The sequence below is a fragment of the Streptomyces aurantiaciflavus genome (assembly GCF_049808595.1).
Taxonomy (GTDB): Bacteria; Actinomycetota; Actinomycetes; order Streptomycetales; family Streptomycetaceae; genus Streptomyces.
This window is the reverse complement of the sequence record NZ_JBNCAQ010000025.1, coordinates 1-19,049: the sequence shown is the minus strand read 5'-3', so window position 1 is coordinate 19,049 and position 19,049 is coordinate 1. Positions and strand designations below refer to the sequence as shown.

Below are 19,049 nucleotides of genomic sequence, written 5' to 3'. Positions count from 1 at the left end.
TGGAGGCGGACCGCGGCGGGCCCGCGCCGGCCGGGCAGAAAGGGGCGGGCACGGTCACCGAGGGGTGACCGTGCCCGCTTGTGGAACCGGTTACTCGGACGTTGCCGTGGGCCGTCGTGAGGCCCGCGTCGCCTCGTCGACGTCCTTCAACGGGCGCAGCCGGTAGGTGTAGGCGTAGTCGCGGTCGGCGAACAGCTTGTACTCGTCGTGGGTGTGCGCGCCCCAGCTGTTGTCGCCGCCGACGCCCATCTGCCGGTGGCTCAGGCGCAGGACGACCTCGGGGCGCGGGGTGAGCTGGTAGTCGTGGCGGGCGCCGACCGACAGGTCCTCGGGGGTGAAGTGCGAGGCGTTCACCTCCAGCAGGGGCTCACCGGAGACGAGCAGCCCGCGGCCGTGGCGGTCGGTGAGGGCGACCCAGCGGACGTCGGTCTTGTTGCCGTTCTCCTGGGGGCGCAGATAGGAGGTCCACTGCCCGGTGACGGTGCCGGAGTACAGGCCCACGTCGGTGGCGTTGTTGCGGTCCCAGTGGTTCTCCTCGGGGCCGCGGCCGTAGTAGTGCAGGTGCTCGAGGCGCGCCGGCAGGAACAGCAGGGTGCCGACCTCGGGGATGTACGGCAGGCTCGCGGCACCCGGGTGCAGGGTGTTGTCGACCTTGATCTCGCCGTTTCCGAAAACGGTGTAGGTGGTGGTGTACGTCGATTGCGTCGTCGTGGGCAGCGTGCCGGCGACCTTGATCTCGACGGCCCGGTCGCGCAGCGCCCGCACGCTCACGTCGGTGACGGCACGGTTCGCGCCGGCGTCGCGCCAGGTCTGGTTGCGGGTGTGCTGGCCGTTGCCCCGGTCGTTGTCGGTGGGGGCCCGCCAGAAGTTGGGGGCCGGGCCGGAGGAGATCAGGGGGGCGCCGTCGGCCTCGTACCGCGTGATGAGGCCGGACTTCTTGTCGACGGTGACCGAGAAGCCCTTGCCGGTGACGGTGACCGACGTGTCGCCGTCCCGGTGGCGGAGCGCGGGGACGCCGGCCAGTGCCACGGGCGTGACGGCGGGGCTGCCGGCGTCGACGGCGATCTGCTGCTTGGCCACCTCGAAGCCGGCCTTCGCCCACTTCGTGGTCTGTCTGGTCGTGAAGGAGAGCTGGAGGAAGTACTCGGCGCCGGGCGCCGGGTCGCCCGGCACCCTGAACGGCACGACGATGTCCTTGCTCGACAGCGGTGCCACGTCCAGCTGGGCACGGCTCAGCCGTCCGCGCTGCACCACCTTCCCGTCGCCGACGAGCTCCCACCGTCCGTCGAACTCACGGAGGTTGGTGAAGAGGTACTCGTTGGTGAGGGTGACGGCCCCTCCGGGGGCGAGCGGGCCGCCCCCGGAGGCCGGTGCCGCGTCGACTGCCTGGTAGATCTGCTTGACCTCGGCGGACTTGCCGGTGGGCCCTCGGTCGGCGGTGACGATGCCGTCCCCGGAGAAGGCCCCGTCGTTGGGGTTGTCGGCCCAGTCGCCGCCGTAGGCGTAGAACGTCTTGTCGCGGGGCCGTTTCTCGGTGAGGCCGACGGTGGCGGCGTCGAACCAGAACCGTACGCCCTCGTCGCCGGGGCCCCGGCTGTCGGAGGCCAGCTCGGCGGCGCTCAGCGCGCGGGCGTACACGCGTGCCCGGCGGACGGTGCCGCTGAACTCCCGGGTCGGGTTGTCGACGTCGGTGGCGAGGGACAGGGAGGCGGTGTTGTTGCCGGGGCGCCGGGTGGTGGTCCGGGTGGCGCGCACCGAGCCGTCGACGTGGAGGGTGAGGGTGCCGGTGTCCGCGTCGAAGACGCCCGCGACGTGGTGTTCGCGGCCGGTCCAGTCGTCCGGCAGTGCCCAGCTCGCGGTGATCCACTGGCCGCCGCCGTGGATGAAGAACTCCAGGGTCCTGTTGGTCTGTTTCAGGGCGTACTGGGTGTCGCCCTTGGCGAGGATCGGCTGGTGGTAGCCGGTGACATGGGGGGTCACCCAGGCTTCGAGGGTGAGGGAGCCGGTGAGGTCGAGGCGCGTGTCGCGGGCGAAGACGGTGCCGCCACAGACGCCCTTGTCGCGGGTGAAGGTGCCGCTGGGGGCGATGATCTCGCCGTGGAGCTTCGCCGGCCCGGACTCGGTGAGCAGCTTGCGGGTGGGGGTGGGCCAGCTGAGGGCCTGGTCGACGAAGTCCCAGATCCAGCCGCCCTGCAGGACGGGGTAGCGGCGGACGAGGTCCCAGTACTTCTTGAAGTTGCCGTTGGAGTTCCCCATCCCGTGGGAGTACTCGATCATGACGTACGGCCGGGTGTCGGTGGTGTCCTTCGCCCGTGCCTCGACGCGGGAGGGGCTGTCGTACATCTCGGAGCGGATGTCGCTGATCCCCGGGCGGTCGTCGCCCTCGTACTGGATGACGCGGGTGGTGTCGTAGGAGCGGATCCAGTCGTACATGGCGTTGAACGTGCTGCCGCCGCCCGCCTCGTTGCCGAGGGACCAGATGACCACCGAGGCGTGGTTCTTGTCGCGGTGGACCATGTTCTGGGCGCGGGCCACGCACGCCGTCGTCCACTCGGCGTGGTTGCCGGGGTACTCGTTCCTGATGCCGTGCGTTTCGAGGTTGGTCTCGTCCACGAGGTACAGGCCGTACTCGTCGGCGAGTTCGAGCCACAGCGGGTTGTTGGGGTAGTGGGAGGTGCGGACGGTGTTGATGTTCAGCCGTTTGATGATCTCGATGTCCCGCACCATGTCCGCGCGGGTGAGGGCGGAGCCGTGGACCGGGTGCATCTCGTGCCGGTTGGTGCCCCGGAAGGAGACCGGCTTGCCGTTGATGCGCATCAGCCCGTCCTTGAGGGCGAACTCGCGCAGGCCGACGCGGTGGGAAAGGGTTTCGATCACCTTGCCCGCGGGGTCGCGCAGGCGCAGGACGGCGGTGTAGAGGTACGGGTCCTCGGCCGACCAGAGCCGGGGCGCGGGGACGGATTTCGCGGCCCGGACGGTCGCCTCGCCGCCGGCTTCGAGGTCGAGGGTCTGCTGCAGGGGCCGGGACCAGACGGGGTGGCCGTCGGCGTTGTACAGCATTGCGTCGACCGTATACCGGCTACCGGATCCCCCGCCCTCCCCCGCTCCGTAGTCCCGCACGCTCGCCGTCACCGACAGCTCGGCCGCCTTGTAGTCGTCGCTCAGCGGGGTCTCCAGCTTGAAGTCCCGCAGGTGCACGGCCGGTGTGGAGTACAGGTAGACCGAGCGGAAGATGCCGCTCAGCCGGATCATGTCCTGGTCCTCCAGCCAGTCGCCGTCGGAGTAGCGGTAGACCTCCACCGCGATCTGGTTGGCGCCGGGCTTGAGGTGGGGGGTGATGTCGTACTCGGCGGGGTCGTAGGAGTCCTCGTGGTAGCCGACCAGCTGCCCGTTGATCCAGACGTAGTGGGCGGACTTGACCCCTTCGAAGTGGAGGAAGGTCCGCCGTCCCGCCCAGTCGCGCGGGACCGTGAAGGTGCGACGGTACTGGCCCACGGGGTTGTAGCGGGTGGGGGCGGCCGGCGGCTGGGCGTCCTCGCCCAGGCCGTTGGGGCCCCACCACGGATAGGTGATGTTGATGTAGATCGGGCGGTCGTAGCCGTGCAGCTGCCAGGCGGAGGGGACGGGGATGGTGTCCCAGTCGCTGTCGTCGAGGTCGGCGCGGTGGAAGTCGGGGTCCCGGTCGTCGGGGCGCTCGGCGTGGGCGAACTTCCAGGTGCCGTCGAGGCTCAGCCGGTACGGGGAGCGGGTCCGGTCGGCGGCGAGGGCCTGGCCGACGGTCGCGTACGGCATGAGTGTGGTGTGCGGGGGTTCGGCGCCGAGGCGGAAGACGTCGATGTGGCCGTTCCACTCGGGGGTGCCGTCGGTGCCGTCGGCCGCGGCGGCCCGGTGGGCGGTGGACGGTGCGGAGAGGGCGAGCGCGCCGAGGACGGCGGCAGAGCCCTCGAGGAGACGACGACGGCTGACGACCGCCCGCTGGGGGCGGTCCGGCCGGTCCATGGACGACACGTGCGGATGCGACATGACCATGACCTTCCTCGGGGCGAACCGTGCGGCTGCACGGACGGAGGGTGCGTCAGATCTTGTCGGATAGTGTTGATAAATCGAACAGGGACGCGCCGCGATGGCCGAATATCAACTCTCTTCGGCGCAACGCCACTTGGCTCACTTCCGTCACCGGCCGTCAGTACACGTCCCGCACGTACCGCTTCTCGGAGGCGAGCTGCTTGACGTACACGGCGGCCTCCTCCTCGTCCAGGCCGCCGTGGACGACGGCGATGTCGTGCAGGGCCCGGTCGACGTCCTTGGCCATGCGGGAGGCGTCTCCGCAGACGTAGAAGCGGGCGCCGTCCTGGAGCCAGGACCACAGCTGGGAGCCGTGCTCGCGCATCCGGTCCTGCACATAGACCTTGGCGCGCTGGTCGCGGGAGAAGGCGGTGTCCAGCCGGGCGAGGCCGCCGTCGGCCAGGAGCGCGGTCAGCTCCTCCTCGTAGTAGAAGTCGGTCGCCCGGCGCTGCTCGCCGAAGAAAAGCCAGTTGGGCGCCCGGTGCCCGCGGGCCCGCCGTTCCTGGAGGAAGCCGACGAACGGCGCCACGCCGGTGCCGGGACCCACCATCACCATCGGGGTCGCCGGGTCGGCGGGCGGCCGGAAGTGCGGGGAGCGCTGCACGTGCACCGGCACCTCGGTGCCCGGCTCGGCGTCGGCGAGGAAGGGCGAGCAGACGCCCTGGCGGGGGCGGCCGGCCAGGTTCTCGTAGCGGACCACGGAGACGGTGAGCGAGACGAGGTGGGGGTCGGTCAGCGGGCTGGACGATATCGAGTACAGGCGCGGCTGGAGCCGGCCCATCACCTCGGCCCACTCCTGGGCGTCGGCCCGGATCCCGAACTCGGCGGCCACGTCGACGGCCTGACGGCCCCAGGACCACTTGGCCAGCTCGCCCTTGTTGTCGGGGCGCAGCAGTTTGCGCAGTTCGCGCGGGTCGCGGGTGCGGTCGGCGGTGAAGCGCAGCAGGGCGGGGCTGACGCGGGTGATGTCGAGGTGCCGCAGCAGGGCCTCGCCGAAACCGACCTCACCGACCCCGTTCACCCGCACGCGCGTGTGCGCGTCGAGACCGGTGACGGCCAGCCACTCCGCCACCAGCTCGGGGGAGTTGAGGGGGCGCACGCCGAGGGCGTCGCCGGCCTCGTAGACGAGCGGGGTCTCGCTGTCGCGGGTGTCGAAGGTGAAGCGGCGCACCTCCTTGCCGGAGCCGGGCAGGCTCAGCAGCCGGTTGCCGACGAGGCCGGCGATGACGGGGGCGGGCCGGCGGGGGCGCGCCGGGGCGGCCGGCGGCGCCGGGGCCGGGGCCAGGGCCAGGGAGGTCGTTTTCCCGGCCTGCGCGGTGCTGTCCTCGGCCTCTTCGGCCTCATCGGCCGCCTCGGCCTCCTTGAGCGCGATGAGCACCTGTTCCAGCCAGGCCTCTGCCTGCGGTTCGTAGTCCGGCTCGCAGTCCGTGCGCGGCGCCAGCCGTACGGCCCCCAGCTCGTCCATACGGCGGTCCAGCCGGCGTCCGTGCCCGCAGAAGTCGTCGTAGGAGGAGTCGCCGAAGGCGAGGACGGCGTACCGGCGGCCTTCCAGGCGGCCGGCTCCGGGTGCGGCGAGATCCGCCCAGAAGCCGGCGCCGTTGTCGGGGGCGTCGCCGTCGCCGAAGGTGCTGGTGATCAGCAGCAGGTCGGCGTCGGAGGGCAGTGCGGCGGGGTCGGCCTCGTCCATGGCGAGGAGGGAGGCGGTGTGGCCGCCCGCGGTGAGCCGCTCGGCGGTGGCGGCGGCGAAGTCCTCGGCGTTGCCGGTCTGCGAGGCCCACAGGATCACGACCTGGCGCCCCGGGGGCTGCTGGGGGGCGGCGGCCGTGCGGGAGTACATCCCGGCGAGGGTGCCGTTGACCCACAGGGCGTGTTCGGGGCTGAAGGGCGCGTCCGGCGGCAGGACCGGGACGCCGGGGGCACCGGCCGGGATGCCGGCGAGGAAGCCGACCAGATACTGCCGTTCACGCTCGGTCAGGACGGGCGGCGGAGTGGGGTCCAGGCCGAAGACGGAGGCCGCGGAGGGCTGGACGGCGGTGGGGACGAGCACCGGTGCCTCGACGGCCGGCGTCTCCTGCGCCGGGGCCTGCAGGCGCACCGGTGTCGCCACCTTCGTCAGCGACACCGCGCACACCTTCAGCTCGGGCTGGAAGGACAGCGGGTCGACGGCGTCGCTGGTCACCGCGTTGACGCTGAGGTACTCGCCGAACAGGTCGTTCCAGTGGAACGGCGCGAAACAGGAGCCGGGCAGCACCCGGTCGGTGACGACGGCCGGCAGCACGGCCCGCCCGCGCCGCGAGGCGACCTCAACCGAGTCGCCGTCGGCGATCCCGAGCCCGGCCGCGTCCCGCGGGTGCACCTCGACGAAGGGGCGCGGGTTGAGCTTGTTGAGCTTGGCGACCTTGGCGGTCTTGGTCAGGGTGTGCCACTGGTGCTGGAGGCGGCCCGTGTTCAGCACGAACGGGTAGTCGTCGTCCGGCATCTCGGCGGGCGGGACGTGCGGACGGGCGTGGAAGACGGCACGGCCGCTGGGGGTGGGGAAGGTGAGCCTGCCGTCGGCGTCGACATAGCGGACGGGGTTGCGGGCGGGGCCGTCGGCGGTGGCGGCCGGCCACTGGACGGGGGTGGCGCGCAGCCGCTCGTAGGTCACTCCGCGCAGGTCGTAGCCGGTCTGCGGGTTGTAGGCGCCCTTGATCTCCTCGAAGATCTGCTCGGCGCTGTCGTAGGAGAAGCCGTCCTCGTAGCCCATGGCGCGGGCGACGGCGGCGATGAGGCGCCAGTCGGCGGTGGCCTCGCCGGGCGGCTCGACGGCGGGCCGGGCGAGGGTGAGGTTGCGTTCGCTGTTGATGAGGACGCCCTCGGTCTCGGTCCACAGGGCGCCCGGCAGGACGACGTCGGCGTACGCGTTGGTCTCGGTGTCGGCGAAGACGTCCTGGGCGACGACGAACTCGGCGGCCTCCAGGCCCTCGATGACGGTCTTGCGGTGGGCGACGGAGGCGACGGGGTTGGTGCAGATGATCCAGCAGGCCTTGATCTCGCCGTCGGCCATCCTCCGGAACATCTCGACGGTGCCCTTGCCGACGCCGTCGGCCCGGATGGTGCCGGGCTCGAGCCCCCACAGCTCCTCGACGAAGGCGCGGTCGGCGTCGACGAGGACGGACCGCTGGCCGGGGAGTCCGGGGCCCATGTAGCCCATCTCGCGCCCGCCCATGGCGTTGGGCTGGCCGGTCAGGGAGAAGGGCCCGCTGCCCGGCCGGCAGATCTTGCCGGTGGCGAGGTGCAGGTTGACCAGGGCGTTGGTGTTCCAGGTGCCGTGCGTGGACTGGTTGAGGCCCATCGTCCAGCAGCTCGTCCACTCCCCCGCCTCGCCGATCAGCCGGGCGGCCTCGCGCAGGTCGGCCTCGGGGATGCCGGTGATCTCGGCGACGGTGGCGGGCGGGTAGTCGGCGAGGAACTCGGGCATCGCCTCCCAGCCCTCGGTGTACGCGGCGACGAAGTCGGGGTCGGTGTGGCCGTTCTCGTGCAGCAGGTGCAGCAGGCCGTTGAGGAGAGCGAGGTCCGTACCGGGCGTGACCTGGAGGAACAGGTCGGCCTTCGCGGCCGTGGCGGTGCGGCGCGGGTCGACGACGATCAGCTTCGCGCCGGCCTTGACGCGGTCCATCATCCGCAGGAAGAGGATCGGGTGGCAGTCGGCCATGTTGGAGCCGATGACGAGGAAGACATCCGCCTGGTCGAGGTCGTCGTAGGAGCCGGGCGGCCCGTCGGCGCCGAGGGACAGCTTGTAGCCGGTGCCGGCGCTCGCCATGCACAGCCGGGAGTTCGACTCGATCTGGTTGCTGCGCAGATACCCCTTGACCAGCTTGTTCGCCAGGTACTGCGCCTCCAGGCTCATCTGGCCGGAGACGTAGAGGGCGACCGCGTCGGGCCCGTGCTCGTCGACGATCGCCCGCAGCCGCCGGGCCGTCTCGGCGACCGCCGTGTCCACGGGGACCGGCTCCGGTTCCTCCCCGCGGTCCGCGCGGACGAGGGCGGTGGTCAGCCGGCCCGGTGCGGCGAGCATCTCGGCCGTGGTCGCGCCCTTGGTGCACAGCCGGCCGAGGTTCGCGGGGTGCTCCTTGTCACCGGATGCCTTCAGGACCGTACGGCGTCCGTCGGGTCCTGGGCCGATGTCGAGGACCATGCCACAGCCGACACCGCAGTACGAGCAGACCGTGCGCACCTTCGTCGTGCTGTCGGTCCGCGGGTCCGGCACGGCCACGGGCGCCCCCTTCGTTCTGACGATCGGCCTGGTGAGAGCCATGGTGACAGTACGAAGTCCGCATTACGCAGGTGTCTCCCCGACCGGACGCCGGGAGTTAAGCCCGGCGCACAGCGGGGGGCGGGCGGGTGTGAGCGGGGTGGTGGACGGGCGGTCCGGTGTCCGGCGGGCAGCCGCTCGCCGCGGTCCGTGGGGAGCGGGCGGGCCGCGGCGAGAAGGCGCTGGTGGGAAGGGGGATCAGCTGCCGGAGATGGTGATGGCCAGGTCCGTGATGTTCAGCGGGAACTGGCCGATGGGGGCCGACTCGCCGGTGAAGAGGTTGATGCTGTAGAGCGACGGCGTACTGGCGCCGCTCGGGGTGAGCGAGGCGAAGGCGGCGACCGAGGTGGTCTTGCCGTTGGTCCGGTAGCTGAAGATGTCCAGTCCGGCGTTGAGACCGGCGTTGACGCCGAGGTTGCCGGTCGGGGCGAGCGTGCCGTTGTTGGCCGGCGACTGGATGACGACCTGGTCGGAGATGGTGTTGATGTCGAACAGCGTGGTCGCGGTGGTCGGGTCGAGGTCGTTGTTCGTGTACGCGGCGGCGGTGACGCCCTGGGTCGACCCCTCGGTCGGCGGGGTGGTGAGGTGGAGATCCGAGATGGTCGTGTGGTCGTTGAGGTTGTGCCGCAGGTTCTGGCCGTAGTCGCTGATCACGCGCAGCCGGTCGGCCGCCGGGTTGAAGTCGATGTCGAAGGTGGTCCCGTTCAGCGGGAACTGGAGCTGGGAGACCTTGGTGACGACCACGTCGGTGGTGCCCGACGGGATTTTGATCGTGTAGATGCCGCCCTTGTCGCCGACGCCGTACATGAGGCCGTCCTGCACCCGGAAGTCGATCCCGACCATCCTGGTGTCGCCGACGAAGCCGGTGATGGCCCGGACCCAGTCGAGCACCTGCGGCCGGTCGGTGGTGAACGTCGCCATCAGGGTGCCGTCGCCGCTGATCCCGAACGCCCGCAGGCTGGGGGTGGCGGCTGAGCCGGTGCCCGGTGTGCCGATGACGAGGGCCGCCGTGGCGGACAGGACCGCGGCCGCCGCCGCCATTCTCTTTCTGACGCCCGATTTCATCAGTGATTCCCCTCCCGTGAATGGATTCCATGAGTGAATTCCGTGGATGAATTCCCTGGACGAATTCCGCGCGGATCAGCACGTTTCTCTGTGCGAAGTAATGCCAGGAATGGTTCGTGAAGTGATTTCCCGCGGGCCGCGACGCGGTATCCATTAAGCCCACGCCACCGCAGCCCCACAAGCGAATCCGGCGACGAGGGCGCCCCCGTCCGGGAACTTTGCGCAGTGTGACAAAACCGCCACCCGTTCCCCTGTGGACCGTTCACGCGGGGGAGGAACACAGTCCGGTTTTCACCTGTCCCCCACAGATCCCGCATGTCATGCTCACATCCATGGGGAGCCTCTTCGCCGAGCTGGCCCGGCAGGTGCCGGCCAACGCCCGCCGCGAGGTCGAGACGTACGTCCGCGAGATTCCGGAGTTCGCCTCGCTGGAGACGAGGCCGCGAGCCAGGGCCGAGACGCTGGACTACGCGGTCTGGCTCAGACGCCGCACGGTCGAACTGGCCCCGGACAACAGCGCGCTGACCGAGGGCGACCTCGCCCACATCGCGTCGATGGGCGAGGTGCGGGCGGGCGCCGGCATGTCCTTCGCGTCACGGCAGCGGGTCCTGAAACTCCACACGGCGCTCATGCTGCGCGAGATCAACGAGGCGACCGAAGCCCAGCGCGGCGGTGACGTCGAGGAACTCATGCGGATCATGGCCTGGTTCGCGCCGCAGGGCGAGCGCGGCATCGGCGCCTACAGCCAGGGGTTCGTGAAAGTGATACGGCGGCGTCTGCCGTACGTCGAACAAGTCGCTTTGCTGGCCAGGTCGTTGCTGGCCGCGGATGCCACGGCGACGGAACTCGCCCCGGTCGTGGGAATGCGGCTGGCCGAGCACTACGCGGTGACGGTGATCCGGGCGCCGGACCGCCCCGCCGGCGATGGTGAGCTGGCGAGCGAGATCGAGGCGCTGGTGAAGACCTACCAGGTGCCGGTCACCTGGTGCCGGGAGGGCGGCGGCCGGGGCGGCGAGCTGATCGCCCTGGTGCCCCTGGACCCCGATGACGCCGGACCCCCGCTGCCTCCCGCCGTACCCGGTCTCCTACGGGACTTCGCCCGGTCCCTCGGCCGTCCCTGCGCCGCGGGCACCGCCACCGGGGCACGGGCCGAGCTCGGCGACGCCCTCCGTCGCGCCCGGCGGATCAGCAGGGCGGCCCCGCTGCGGCCGGCGTCCGAGCGGCTGCGGCCGCACGCCCTCGCGGACGTCTTCGTCGAACTCGCGGCCGTGGACGTGCCGTTCGTCGACGAGTGGCTGCGGGCGGTGGCCCGGCGGCTGAACCCCGGCCCCGACCTCGTCGTCACCCTCGACGCCTACTACGGCTGCGACATGAACCGCGGTGCCGCGGCGCGAGCCCTCAACATCCACCCGCGCACCCTGGACTACCGGCTGCGCCGGGTGCGGGAACTCACCGGCATCGAACCGGGCTCGACCCAGGGCGTGCGGATCCTCAGTGCGGTCGTGACACGGCGGCTGTCGGGGGTGTGAACCGGTCCGGGGCGCGGCACCGAGCCGGGCGCGGCACCCAGCCGGGGCGCGGCACCCAGCCGGGGCAGACACCCAGCCGGAGCAGGGCACGCGTGCGGAGGAGGCCGGGCCGATTCACGGCTCGGGCCGCTGGGTACCCGGCCCGTCCGGCCAGGAGCAACGGGCGCGGACGACGAACCGAGCCGAGGAGCAGTACCGCGATGACCGAGTACGAACGTTCACGCACGATGCCCGCACAGCCCGAGCGCGTCTTCGAGCAGGCCGCCGACGTCGACCGGCTGGACAGCTGGCTGCCGGAGGCCCTGCATGTGGACGCCGGGGACCTGCCCGCCGTCACCGTGCACGAGGACCGCACCGACGAGGACACCGCCGCCCTGTTGCGCGCCCGGCGCGACCAGATGCGCCTGGAATGGGGGACCCGCGACCAGGGGAGCTACACCGGCTGGCTCCAGGTCGCCGGCATCGGCAGCGGGGCCAGCGAGGTGACGGTGCACCTGTCGTTCTTCGACGACAGCCACGACCCGGGCGAGGAGACCGTGCGCGACGCCCTGGACGCCAGCCTGCGACGCCTGGAGGACCAGGTGCGGCTCCACGTCGACCCCGCGTCCGGCTGACCGGCGCCCCGCTCTCGGCGGACGCGGCCGGAGCCCGTCCCCCGGTGATTGCCGCACGGCCGACAGGGCACCCGGGGCGCTGTGGGAGAACGGCCGCGGATCCTGCTGACCGGGTGGTTCGGCTTCCTGGAGGGGGAGGCGACCGCCGGGGACCTGCTGGCGCTGGAGCGGACGCGGGATGTGCTGCGGCGGGCGAACCTGGCTCACGACATCGCCTGGAGTCCGGGTTTCCGGCCCGCCGGGCCGTCGTTGGCGCAGGTCCGCCCCGAGGACTACTCGCACCTGGTGTTCGTCTGCGGTCCGCTGCACGGGCCGCACATCGAGGAACTGCACCGACGGTTCGCGCACTGTGTGCGGATCGCCGTGGGCACCTCCGTCGTCGACGCCGGGAGCCCGGCCGTCACCGGCTTCCACCATGTGCTGGCGCGGGACGCCCCCGGCACCGAGCCGACCCCGGACCTGGCGGCCCGCGCGCCCGCCCTGCCCGCCCGGCCCGTCGTCGGGGTCATCCTCACCCACGGCCAGCACGAGTACGGAGGACGCCGACGGCACGAGCGGGTCGCCGAACAGGTGACCGGCTGGCTGTCCGGCCGGGACTGTGCGTGCCTGGAGCTGGACACCCGGCTCGACGTGCACGACTGGCGGCTGAGCGCGACCCCCGCCCAGCTGGAGTCGGTGCTCTCCCGGCTCGACCTGGTGGTCACCGACCGGCTGCACGGCATGGTGCTCGCCCTGCGCGCGGGGGTCCCCGCGCTCACCGTCGACCCGGTCGAGGGCGGCGCGAAGGTGACGGCGCAGGCGCACGCCTGCGGCTGGCCCGCGGTGATACCCGCCGAGCAGCTCGACGCCGGCGCGCTGGACCGCTGGTGGGACTGGTGCGCGAGCTCCGGTCTCGGACTGGCCCAGGACATCAGTGCCGTCTTCCGCCGGGGTACTCGGGCAGACAGCGCGGACGACCTCCTCCGGGCCCTACAGCCGTGACAAGGACGGCGCGAGGTCGCAAGCCGGGCCCACCTCATCAGCAGAGCACGGAAAGGAGCCTCGGCCATGCGGCACGACGAAATGATCGGCACTGTGCAGGCCCTCGCTCACCTCCCGGATCGCGGATCCGCCGAGCGCGCGACCCGGTCGGTGCTGTGCACCCTGGCGGAACGGCTGCCGACCGGACTGGCCGACCACCTGGCCGCGCAGCTCCCCCACCATCTGGCGGCGGACATCCGTGAGACGACCGCCTCCGCCGCGTCGTACGAGCGGCCGAGGGGCGTGGGAGAGCGCTTCGGTCTGACGACGTTCGCGGGCCGGGTCGCGGTCCGGGCCGGCACGACGGAGGACACGGCGCTCGAGTACTCCGCCGCGGTGCTGGAGGTTCTCGACGCCGCTGTCTCACCGGAGGAGATGCGCAAGGTCGCCGACGCCCTGCCCGCCGACATCCGCGAACTCCTGCCGACCGGACGCGCCGGCTAGGGGTCAATACACCTGGAGCCCTGTCCCTCAGCCGAGTCGGTCGGCGAACGCCGTGTACGCCCGCTCGTCGAAGAGGACGAACCTGGCCTCCTGCACCGCCGTCGGCGTCGCCCGTACCGTCTCGATCGCGATGCGGGCCGCGTCGTCCATCGGCCAGCCGTAGATGCCGGCGGAGACGGCGGGGAACGCCACGGTGCGGGCGCCGAGTGCGTCGGCGACGCGCAGCGACTCGCGGTAGCAGGAGGCCAGCAGGTCGGAGCGGTCCTCGGTGGCGCTGTACACGGGGCCGACGGTGTGGATCACCCAGCGCGCGTCCAGGGCGCCGGCGGTGGTGGCGACGGCCTGGCCGGTGGGCAGGCCCCGCCCGTAGTGGGAGGCGCGGAGCTTGCGGCACTCGTCGAGGATCTCGGGCCCGCCGCGGCGGTGGATGGCGCCGTCGACGCCTCCGCCGCCGAGCAGCGAGGAGTTGGCGGCGTTGACGACCGCGTCCACGGACTGGTCGGTGATGTCGCCCCGGACGAGGGTGATGGTGGTCATGACGGCTGCCTCTCTGGTCTCTCGTCGGTGCGTGGCGGCGGGAGCGGGTGCTAGTGCCGCAGCCTCCGCCACACGGCTTTCGCCGCGTTGTGGCCGGACATGCCGTGGACGCCCGGGCCGGGCGGGGTGGCCGAGGAGCAGATGAAGACGGCCGGGTGCGGGGTGGAGTACGGGAACAGGGAGAGCCTGGGGCGCAGCAGGAGCTGGAGGCCGGAGGCCGCGCCGGAGCCGATGTCGCCGCCGACGTAGTTGGCGTTGCGGGCGGCGAGTTCGGCGGGGCCGGCGATCGCGCGGGCGAGGACGCGGTCGCGGAAGCCGGGGGCGAAGCGCTCCAGTTGGCGTTCGATGACGTCCGTGAGGTCGCCGGTCCAGCCGTTGGGGACGTGGGCGTACGCCCAGAAGACCTGCTTGCCGTCCGGTGCGCGGGTGGGGTCGACGACGCCGGGCTGCACCGTGATCATGAAGGGCCGCTCGGGTGCCCGGCCCTCGCGGGAGGCGGCGCGCAGGGCGGCGCCGATCTCCGCGCTGTCGGCGCCGATCTGCACCGTGGTGGCGCGGTGCGCCTCCTGCGCGGTCCAGGGGACCGGACCGTCCAGCGCGTAGTCGATCTTGAAGACGCCGGGGCCGTACTTGTAGCCGTCGTAGAAGCGGCCGAGGCCGGCGATGCGGGCGAGGGCCGTGGGCGAGGTGTCGAAGACGTAGGCGCGGGCCGGGGGCAGGTCGTCGAGGCGCTTGACCTCGTAGTCGGTGTGGATGGTGCCGCCGAGGTCCGTCAGGTAGCCGGCGAGGGCGTCGGAGACGGCCTGGGAGCCGCCGCGGGCCACGGGCCAGCCGCGGGCGTGCGCGGCGAGGGCGAAGACCAGGCCGATGGCGCTGGTGGCGAAGCCGCCCAGCGGGGCCATGATGTGGGCGACGAGACCGGCGAAGAGGGTCTTGGCGGGTTCGTCGCGGAAGCGGCGGGTGAGCCAGGTGGACGGGGGCAGGCCGACAAGGCCGAAGCGGGCCAGGGTGACGGGGTCGCGGGGCAGCGTGGTGAGCGGCAGCGACATGAAGTCCCGGGCCAGGGTGTCCCACCGGGGCAGGAACGGCTCGACGAGCCTGCGGTAGGCGCCCGCGTCGCGGGGACCGAACGAGGCGGCCGTCTCGGCGACCGAGCGGGACAGCACGGCGGCGGTGCCGTCGAGGAAGGGGTGCGCCATGGCCAGGTCGGAGTGCAGCCACTGCAGTCCGTAGCGCTCCAGCGGCAGGGCGCGGAAGGCGGGCGAGTTGATGCCCAGGGGGTGCGCGGCGGAACAGGGGTCGTGACGGAATCCCGGGAGGGTGAGCTCCTCGGTGCGGGCTCCGCCGCCCACGGTGTCCCGGGCCTCGAAGAGGGCCACGGAGAAGCCGCGCCGGGCCAGCTCCACGGCAGCGGTCAGGCCGTTCGGCCCCGCTCCCACCACGACCACGTCAAGCACCGGCACGTCGGACCCCTTCGTCAGCCGCTGGCCTCCGGGTTCAGGATATGCCGGGGGTCCGACAGCACTTGCGGCGCGGTGGTGTCGAGGCGGCTCGGGGGCGGTGGCTCAAGGCTTGGTGGACGAGGTCCCGAGGCGCCTGGGCCGACGGCCGCGGGGCTGCATGGACGGGGCTGGAAGGCGCCCGGTGTCGAGGCGTCTCAAGGCTGCGTCGGCGACGTCTCGGGGCCCGGGGCCGAGGCGCCTCGACCCTCGGGGACCGGACCCCGCGGCACCGGGCGCGAGACCTCCGAGCACCACGCCGTCAGGGCCGCGTCCCCGACAGCAGTCCCGCCACCCGCCGGGCCGTCGCCGCGTCCCGGGCCGCCGTGAACGGCAGGGTGTTGCCCCCCGTGATCCGGAAGGGCTCGCCGGTGAGCGTGAGGTGGGCGCCGCCCGCCTCCTCGACCAGCAGCAGGCCGGCCGCGTGGTCCCAGGCCGCTTCCCAGGAGAAGGCCGTGGCGTCCAACTCGCCCCGGGCCACGGCCAGGTACTCCAGTCCGGCGGAGCCGCACGCGCGCGGGGCGACACCGTCCGCCCACAGGCCCAGCAGGGCGTGCTTCTGCTCGTCGGTGGTGTAGTCGGGGTGGGAGGTGGCCACCGTCAGGTCGCGGCCGGGCGTGGGCGGGCCGGCGAACAGCCGCTCGCCGTCGAGGAAGGCGCCCGCCCCGCGGACGGCCTTGGCGAGCTGGTCGCGGGCCGGGGCGTAGGTCCATGAGGCGAGCACGACGCCGTGCCGGGCGAGCGCGACCAGCGTGCAGAAGCCCTCGTCGCCGTGCACGAACTGCCGGGTTCCGTCGACCGGGTCGACGATCCACACCGGGGCGTCGCCCTGGAGCGCCTCGTACGTCGCCGGATCGGCGTGCACCGCCTCCTCGCCGACGACGACCGAGCCGGGCAGCAGGGCGCCGAGGGCGTCGGTGAGGAACAGCTCGGCGCCACGGTCGGCGTCGGTGACCAGGTCGTGGGGCCCGGCCTTCTGGTCGACCTGGTGCGCGGCGAGCCGGCGGAAGCGGGGCATGATCTCGGCCGCGGCGGCCTTGCGCACCGCCTCCTCCACGTCGGCCGAGTGGTGGGCGAGAAACTCCTCGATGGTTTCCGTGTCTTGGATCATGCCCTCCATGAGAGCACGCCCCACTGACAATCCCCGCCCCGCCGGTGCACTCGGGGTGGAATCGGCGTGAACACCGGGGCGCGGGGTCACCGTCCCACCGCGTATCCCTGCATGCCCCGCGGGTTGGCGGCGGCCGACAGGATCCCGGTCAGCGGGTCCCGGGCGACCGCGCAGAGCCGGCCCTCCGACCAGGGAGGTCCCACGGTCACCCGGTGGCCCCGCCGCTCCAGTTCCGCGACGACCCCGGGGTCCGTACGGGCCTCGACAGTGGCGCTGCCCGGCCGCATGCCGCGCGGGTAGAAGGAGCCGGGAAAGCTGTCGTTGTGCCAGTTGGGGGCGTCGATGGCGCCCTGGAGGTCGAGGCCGCCGCGCACCCGCGCGCGGAGGGCGGCGGCCAGGAAGAAGTGCAGCTGCCACTGGTCCTGCTGGTCGCCGCCGGGTGTGCCGAACGCCAACACCGGCGCCCCGTCGCGCAGGGCGATCGAGGGGGTGAGGGTGGTGCGGGGGCGGCGGCCGGGCGTGAGCGAGTTGGGCAGGCCCTCCTCCAGCCAGGTCATCTGCAGCCGGGTGCCCAGCGGGAAGCCCAGCTCGGGCACGACCGGGTTGGACTGCAGCCAGCCGCCGCTGGGCGTGGCCGCGACCATGTTGCCCCAGCGGTCGACGACGTCGAGATGGCAGGTGTCGCCGCGTGTGCCCCCCTCGGCGGTGACCTCGGGCTCCCCCGGCACCGGCGAGGTCGGCGCCTTCGCGACCGTCGGCTCGCCGACGCCCATCGGGCTGAAGCCGGGCTCGTCCGTCACGACCACGCGCGCGTGCGCGCTCAGCCGGGGCGTGCGCCCGCCCGGACTGCCCGGCCGCAGTTCGTGCGACGCCCTGTCGCCGACGAGGGCCCGCCGCCCGGCGTTGTAGGCGTCCGAGAGCAGCTCCGCCAGCGGCACCTCGGCGGCGTCCCCGTACCAGGCCTCCCGGTCGGCCATGGCGAGCTTGCAGCCCTCGATCAGCAGGTGGAGGTAGTCGGCGGAGCCGAGGGCGGGCAGCTCGGGCGGCAGCAGGGCGAGCTGCTGGAGGAAGGCCGGGCCCTGACTCCAGGGGCCGGCCTTGCACACCGTCCAGCCGTTCCAGTCGTACGTCGCCGGCGCCTCGTAGCTCGCGGACCAGCCGGCGAGGTCGGCGGCCGTGAGAGTGCCGGTGTGGCGCTCGCCGCTGGTGTCCAGGGTGGGCCGCTGTGCCTGCCGGACCAGCGCCTCGGCGATGAACCCGCTGCGCCACACCTCCCGCGCGGCCTCGATCCGCGCCTCCCTCTCCCCCGCGCCGGCGGTCTCGGCGAGCAGCCGCTTCCAGGTGGCGGCCAGGGCGGGGTTGCGGAACAGCCGGCCGGGGCTCGGGGCCTGCCCGCCGGGCAGGTACACCCGCGCCGACGACGTCCACTCCGTTTCGAACAGTTCGCGGACGGTCTCGACGGTCGCGCCGACGTTCTCCACGGGCGCGTGGCCGTGCTCGGCGTATCCGATGGCGTACTTCAGGACGTCGGCGAGGGACTTGGTGCCGTGGTCGCGCAGCAGCAGCATCCAGGCGTCGAACGCGCCCGGCACGGCGGCGGCCAGCGGGCCGGTGCCGGGCACGAGGTCCAGGCCGAGCCCCCGGTAGTGCGCGACGGTCGCGCCGGCCGGGGCGACGCCCTGTCCGCACAGGACCCGCACCTCGCCGCCCGCCGGGGCGAGCAGGACGGGCACCTCGCCGGCGGGTCCGTTGAGGTGGGGTTCGACGACGTGCAGCACGAAGGCGCCGGCCACGGCCGCGTCGTAGGCGTTGCCGCCGTCCTCCAGGACGGCCATCGCCGACTGCGAGGCGAGCCAGTGCGTGGAGGACACCATGCCGAAGGTGCCCTGGAGCGTGGGTCGGGTGGTGAACACGGGGGCTCCTCACGTCTGCGGCGACCGACCCGATGATCACACGCGCGCGGGGCGCCCTGCCACGGTGCCGACCCCGCTTCTGTCACCGCCCCACCACGGAGCGAGTTCACCCTTCCGGCCCCACAGGGACTCGTGTGACACTGGCGTCCCTGTCCGCACCGCGGACCCCGTCCGCACCATCCCCCACGAAAGTGCGCCGTGCGCTCTCTGCCTCTGCCGCTCGCCCTCACCGCGCGCCTGTCCCCGGTCGTCGTGCTCGCCTGCGCGGGCTGGGCGCTGTCGTCCGGGCCGTCCACGGAGGACACCGCGGCCCGGGACACGCCGAAGCCCCAGTCCGCGTCGGAGTCCGCCCCCTCCTCCACGGCGGTGTCGAAGACGTTCGCCGCCGCGCCCGCGCCCTGCACGAGCGTGGCCGCGAAGACGGTCTCCTCGCTGGTGCCGGGCGCCAGGACGGCGGGCAAGGAGATCCCCTCGACGGACACCACCCTGCGCCGCACGTGCTCCTGGAACGCGCTCAAGGGCTACGACTACCGCTGGCTCGACATCTCCTTCGAGCTCATGGACTCCGACGAGGCGGCCCAGACCTCGTACAAGGAGCGGATCGCGGAGAAGAGCGGCGGCGGGGCGGTCCCGGGGCTGGGCGACGAGGGCTACTCGGTGGTGAACCTGACCACCGAGGACAAGCAGCAGACCCGTGAGGGCACCGTGTTCGCCCGGGTGTCCAACGCGCTGGTGGTCGTCACCTACAACGGCAGCGACTTCGAGTCGAAGAAGGCGCCCAGCACGGACGTGATCAACACGGGCGCCATCAAGGCGGCGAAGGAGGCGGTCGCCGCGCTGAAGGCCACCGCGGCGAACTGAGGCAGGACCGGGGCACGGAGAAACCGGTCCGGGCCGTTCGGCCCAGTCACGGCAAGGCGGGGGGGGGGGGGGGGGGGGGGGCCCCCCCCCCCCCCCC

12 protein-coding genes are annotated in these 19,049 nt (G+C 72.7%); 5 read left to right on the top strand and 7 right to left on the bottom strand.

Annotated elements, in window-relative coordinates; genetic code table 11:
* Positions 1-90: 90 nt before the first annotated feature.
* The 3 genes from ACPT94_RS27360 to ACPT94_RS27350 form a co-directional block, all read right to left on the bottom strand.
* On the bottom strand, positions 91-4,023 hold the full coding sequence (locus tag ACPT94_RS27360) for a glycoside hydrolase family 2 TIM barrel-domain containing protein (RefSeq protein WP_425247064.1): 3,933 nt from the start codon (positions 4,021-4,023) through the stop codon (positions 91-93).
* Positions 4,024-4,183: 160 nt separating this feature from the next.
* Positions 4,184-8,242 carry a bifunctional nitrate reductase/sulfite reductase flavoprotein subunit alpha gene (locus tag ACPT94_RS27355; RefSeq protein ID WP_425247115.1) on the bottom strand — a complete coding sequence of 1,353 codons (4,059 nt, stop codon included), beginning with the start codon at positions 8,240-8,242 and terminating at the stop codon, positions 4,184-4,186.
* A 315-nt stretch (positions 8,243-8,557) separates the two neighbouring features.
* Complete coding sequence (locus tag ACPT94_RS27350; protein ID WP_360330228.1) at positions 8,558-9,400, bottom strand: DUF4394 domain-containing protein; 843 nt, start codon at positions 9,398-9,400, stop codon at positions 8,558-8,560.
* A gap of 356 nt (positions 9,401-9,756) precedes the next feature.
* Here ACPT94_RS27350 and ACPT94_RS27345 point away from each other — a divergent pair, with 356 nt between their 5' ends.
* The 4 genes from ACPT94_RS27345 to ACPT94_RS27330 all read left to right on the top strand — a co-directional run bounded on the left by ACPT94_RS27345 (position 9,757) and on the right by ACPT94_RS27330 (position 13,031).
* Positions 9,757-10,953: a helix-turn-helix domain-containing protein gene (locus ACPT94_RS27345; protein WP_425247063.1), complete on the top strand. Its 1,197-nt coding sequence runs from the start codon at positions 9,757-9,759 to the stop codon at positions 10,951-10,953.
* A gap of 200 nt (positions 10,954-11,153) precedes the next feature.
* Positions 11,154-11,567 carry an SRPBCC family protein gene (locus ACPT94_RS27340; protein ID WP_360330234.1) on the top strand — a complete coding sequence of 138 codons (414 nt, stop codon included), beginning with the start codon at positions 11,154-11,156 and terminating at the stop codon, positions 11,565-11,567.
* Between the two features lie 81 nt (positions 11,568-11,648).
* Positions 11,649-12,548 (top strand): polysaccharide pyruvyl transferase family protein, encoded by a 900-nt coding sequence (locus tag ACPT94_RS27335; RefSeq protein ID WP_360330237.1) that lies wholly within the window; start codon positions 11,649-11,651, stop codon positions 12,546-12,548.
* Positions 12,549-12,614: 66 nt separating this feature from the next.
* Positions 12,615-13,031, top strand: coding sequence for a DUF2267 domain-containing protein (locus ACPT94_RS27330; protein ID WP_360330240.1), 417 nt, complete (start codon positions 12,615-12,617; stop codon positions 13,029-13,031).
* Between the two features lie 27 nt (positions 13,032-13,058).
* Here the strand turns inward: ACPT94_RS27330 and ACPT94_RS27325 are convergent, their stop codons facing one another.
* From ACPT94_RS27325 to ACPT94_RS27310, 4 genes are all read right to left on the bottom strand, one after another.
* Positions 13,059-13,568, bottom strand: coding sequence for an O-acetyl-ADP-ribose deacetylase (locus ACPT94_RS27325; RefSeq protein ID WP_360330243.1), 510 nt, complete (start codon positions 13,566-13,568; stop codon positions 13,059-13,061).
* A gap of 50 nt (positions 13,569-13,618) precedes the next feature.
* Entirely contained in the window at positions 13,619-15,025 is a 1,407-nt protein-coding gene (locus tag ACPT94_RS27320; protein WP_425247114.1) for a phytoene desaturase family protein, read from the bottom strand.
* A 304-nt stretch (positions 15,026-15,329) separates the two neighbouring features.
* Positions 15,330-16,178, bottom strand: a complete 849-nt coding sequence (locus tag ACPT94_RS27315; RefSeq protein WP_360330246.1) for an inositol monophosphatase family protein — start codon at positions 16,176-16,178, stop codon at positions 15,330-15,332.
* Between the two features lie 86 nt (positions 16,179-16,264).
* Positions 16,265-18,091 carry a gamma-glutamyltransferase family protein gene (locus tag ACPT94_RS27310; RefSeq protein ID WP_425247062.1) on the bottom strand — a complete coding sequence of 609 codons (1,827 nt, stop codon included), beginning with the start codon at positions 18,089-18,091 and terminating at the stop codon, positions 16,265-16,267.
* Between the two features lie 198 nt (positions 18,092-18,289).
* Between ACPT94_RS27310 and ACPT94_RS27305 the strand changes: the two genes are divergently transcribed.
* Positions 18,290-18,952 (top strand): hypothetical protein, encoded by a 663-nt coding sequence (locus ACPT94_RS27305; RefSeq protein ID WP_360330252.1) that lies wholly within the window; start codon positions 18,290-18,292, stop codon positions 18,950-18,952.
* Positions 18,953-19,049 lie beyond the last annotated feature (97 nt).

Bases quoted from the DNA above. Each gene is read 5' to 3' on its own strand.
- ACPT94_RS27360 (WP_425247064.1), bottom strand. From the start codon at position 4,023: ATGTCGCATCCGCACGTGTCGTCCATGGACCGGCCGGACCGCCCCCAG.
- ACPT94_RS27355 (WP_425247115.1), bottom strand. From the start codon at position 8,242: ATGGTCCTCGACATCGGCCCAGGACCCGACGGACGCCGTACGGTCCTG.
- ACPT94_RS27350 (WP_360330228.1), bottom strand. From the start codon at position 9,400: ATGGCGGCGGCGGCCGCGGTCCTGTCCGCCACGGCGGCCCTCGTCATC.
- ACPT94_RS27345 (WP_425247063.1), top strand. From the start codon at position 9,757: ATGGGGAGCCTCTTCGCCGAGCTGGCCCGGCAGGTGCCGGCCAACGCC.
- ACPT94_RS27340 (WP_360330234.1), top strand. From the start codon at position 11,154: ATGACCGAGTACGAACGTTCACGCACGATGCCCGCACAGCCCGAGCGC.
- ACPT94_RS27330 (WP_360330240.1), top strand. From the start codon at position 12,615: ATGCGGCACGACGAAATGATCGGCACTGTGCAGGCCCTCGCTCACCTC.
- ACPT94_RS27325 (WP_360330243.1), bottom strand. From the start codon at position 13,568: ATGACCACCATCACCCTCGTCCGGGGCGACATCACCGACCAGTCCGTG.
- ACPT94_RS27315 (WP_360330246.1), bottom strand. From the start codon at position 16,178: ATGATCCAAGACACGGAAACCATCGAGGAGTTTCTCGCCCACCACTCG.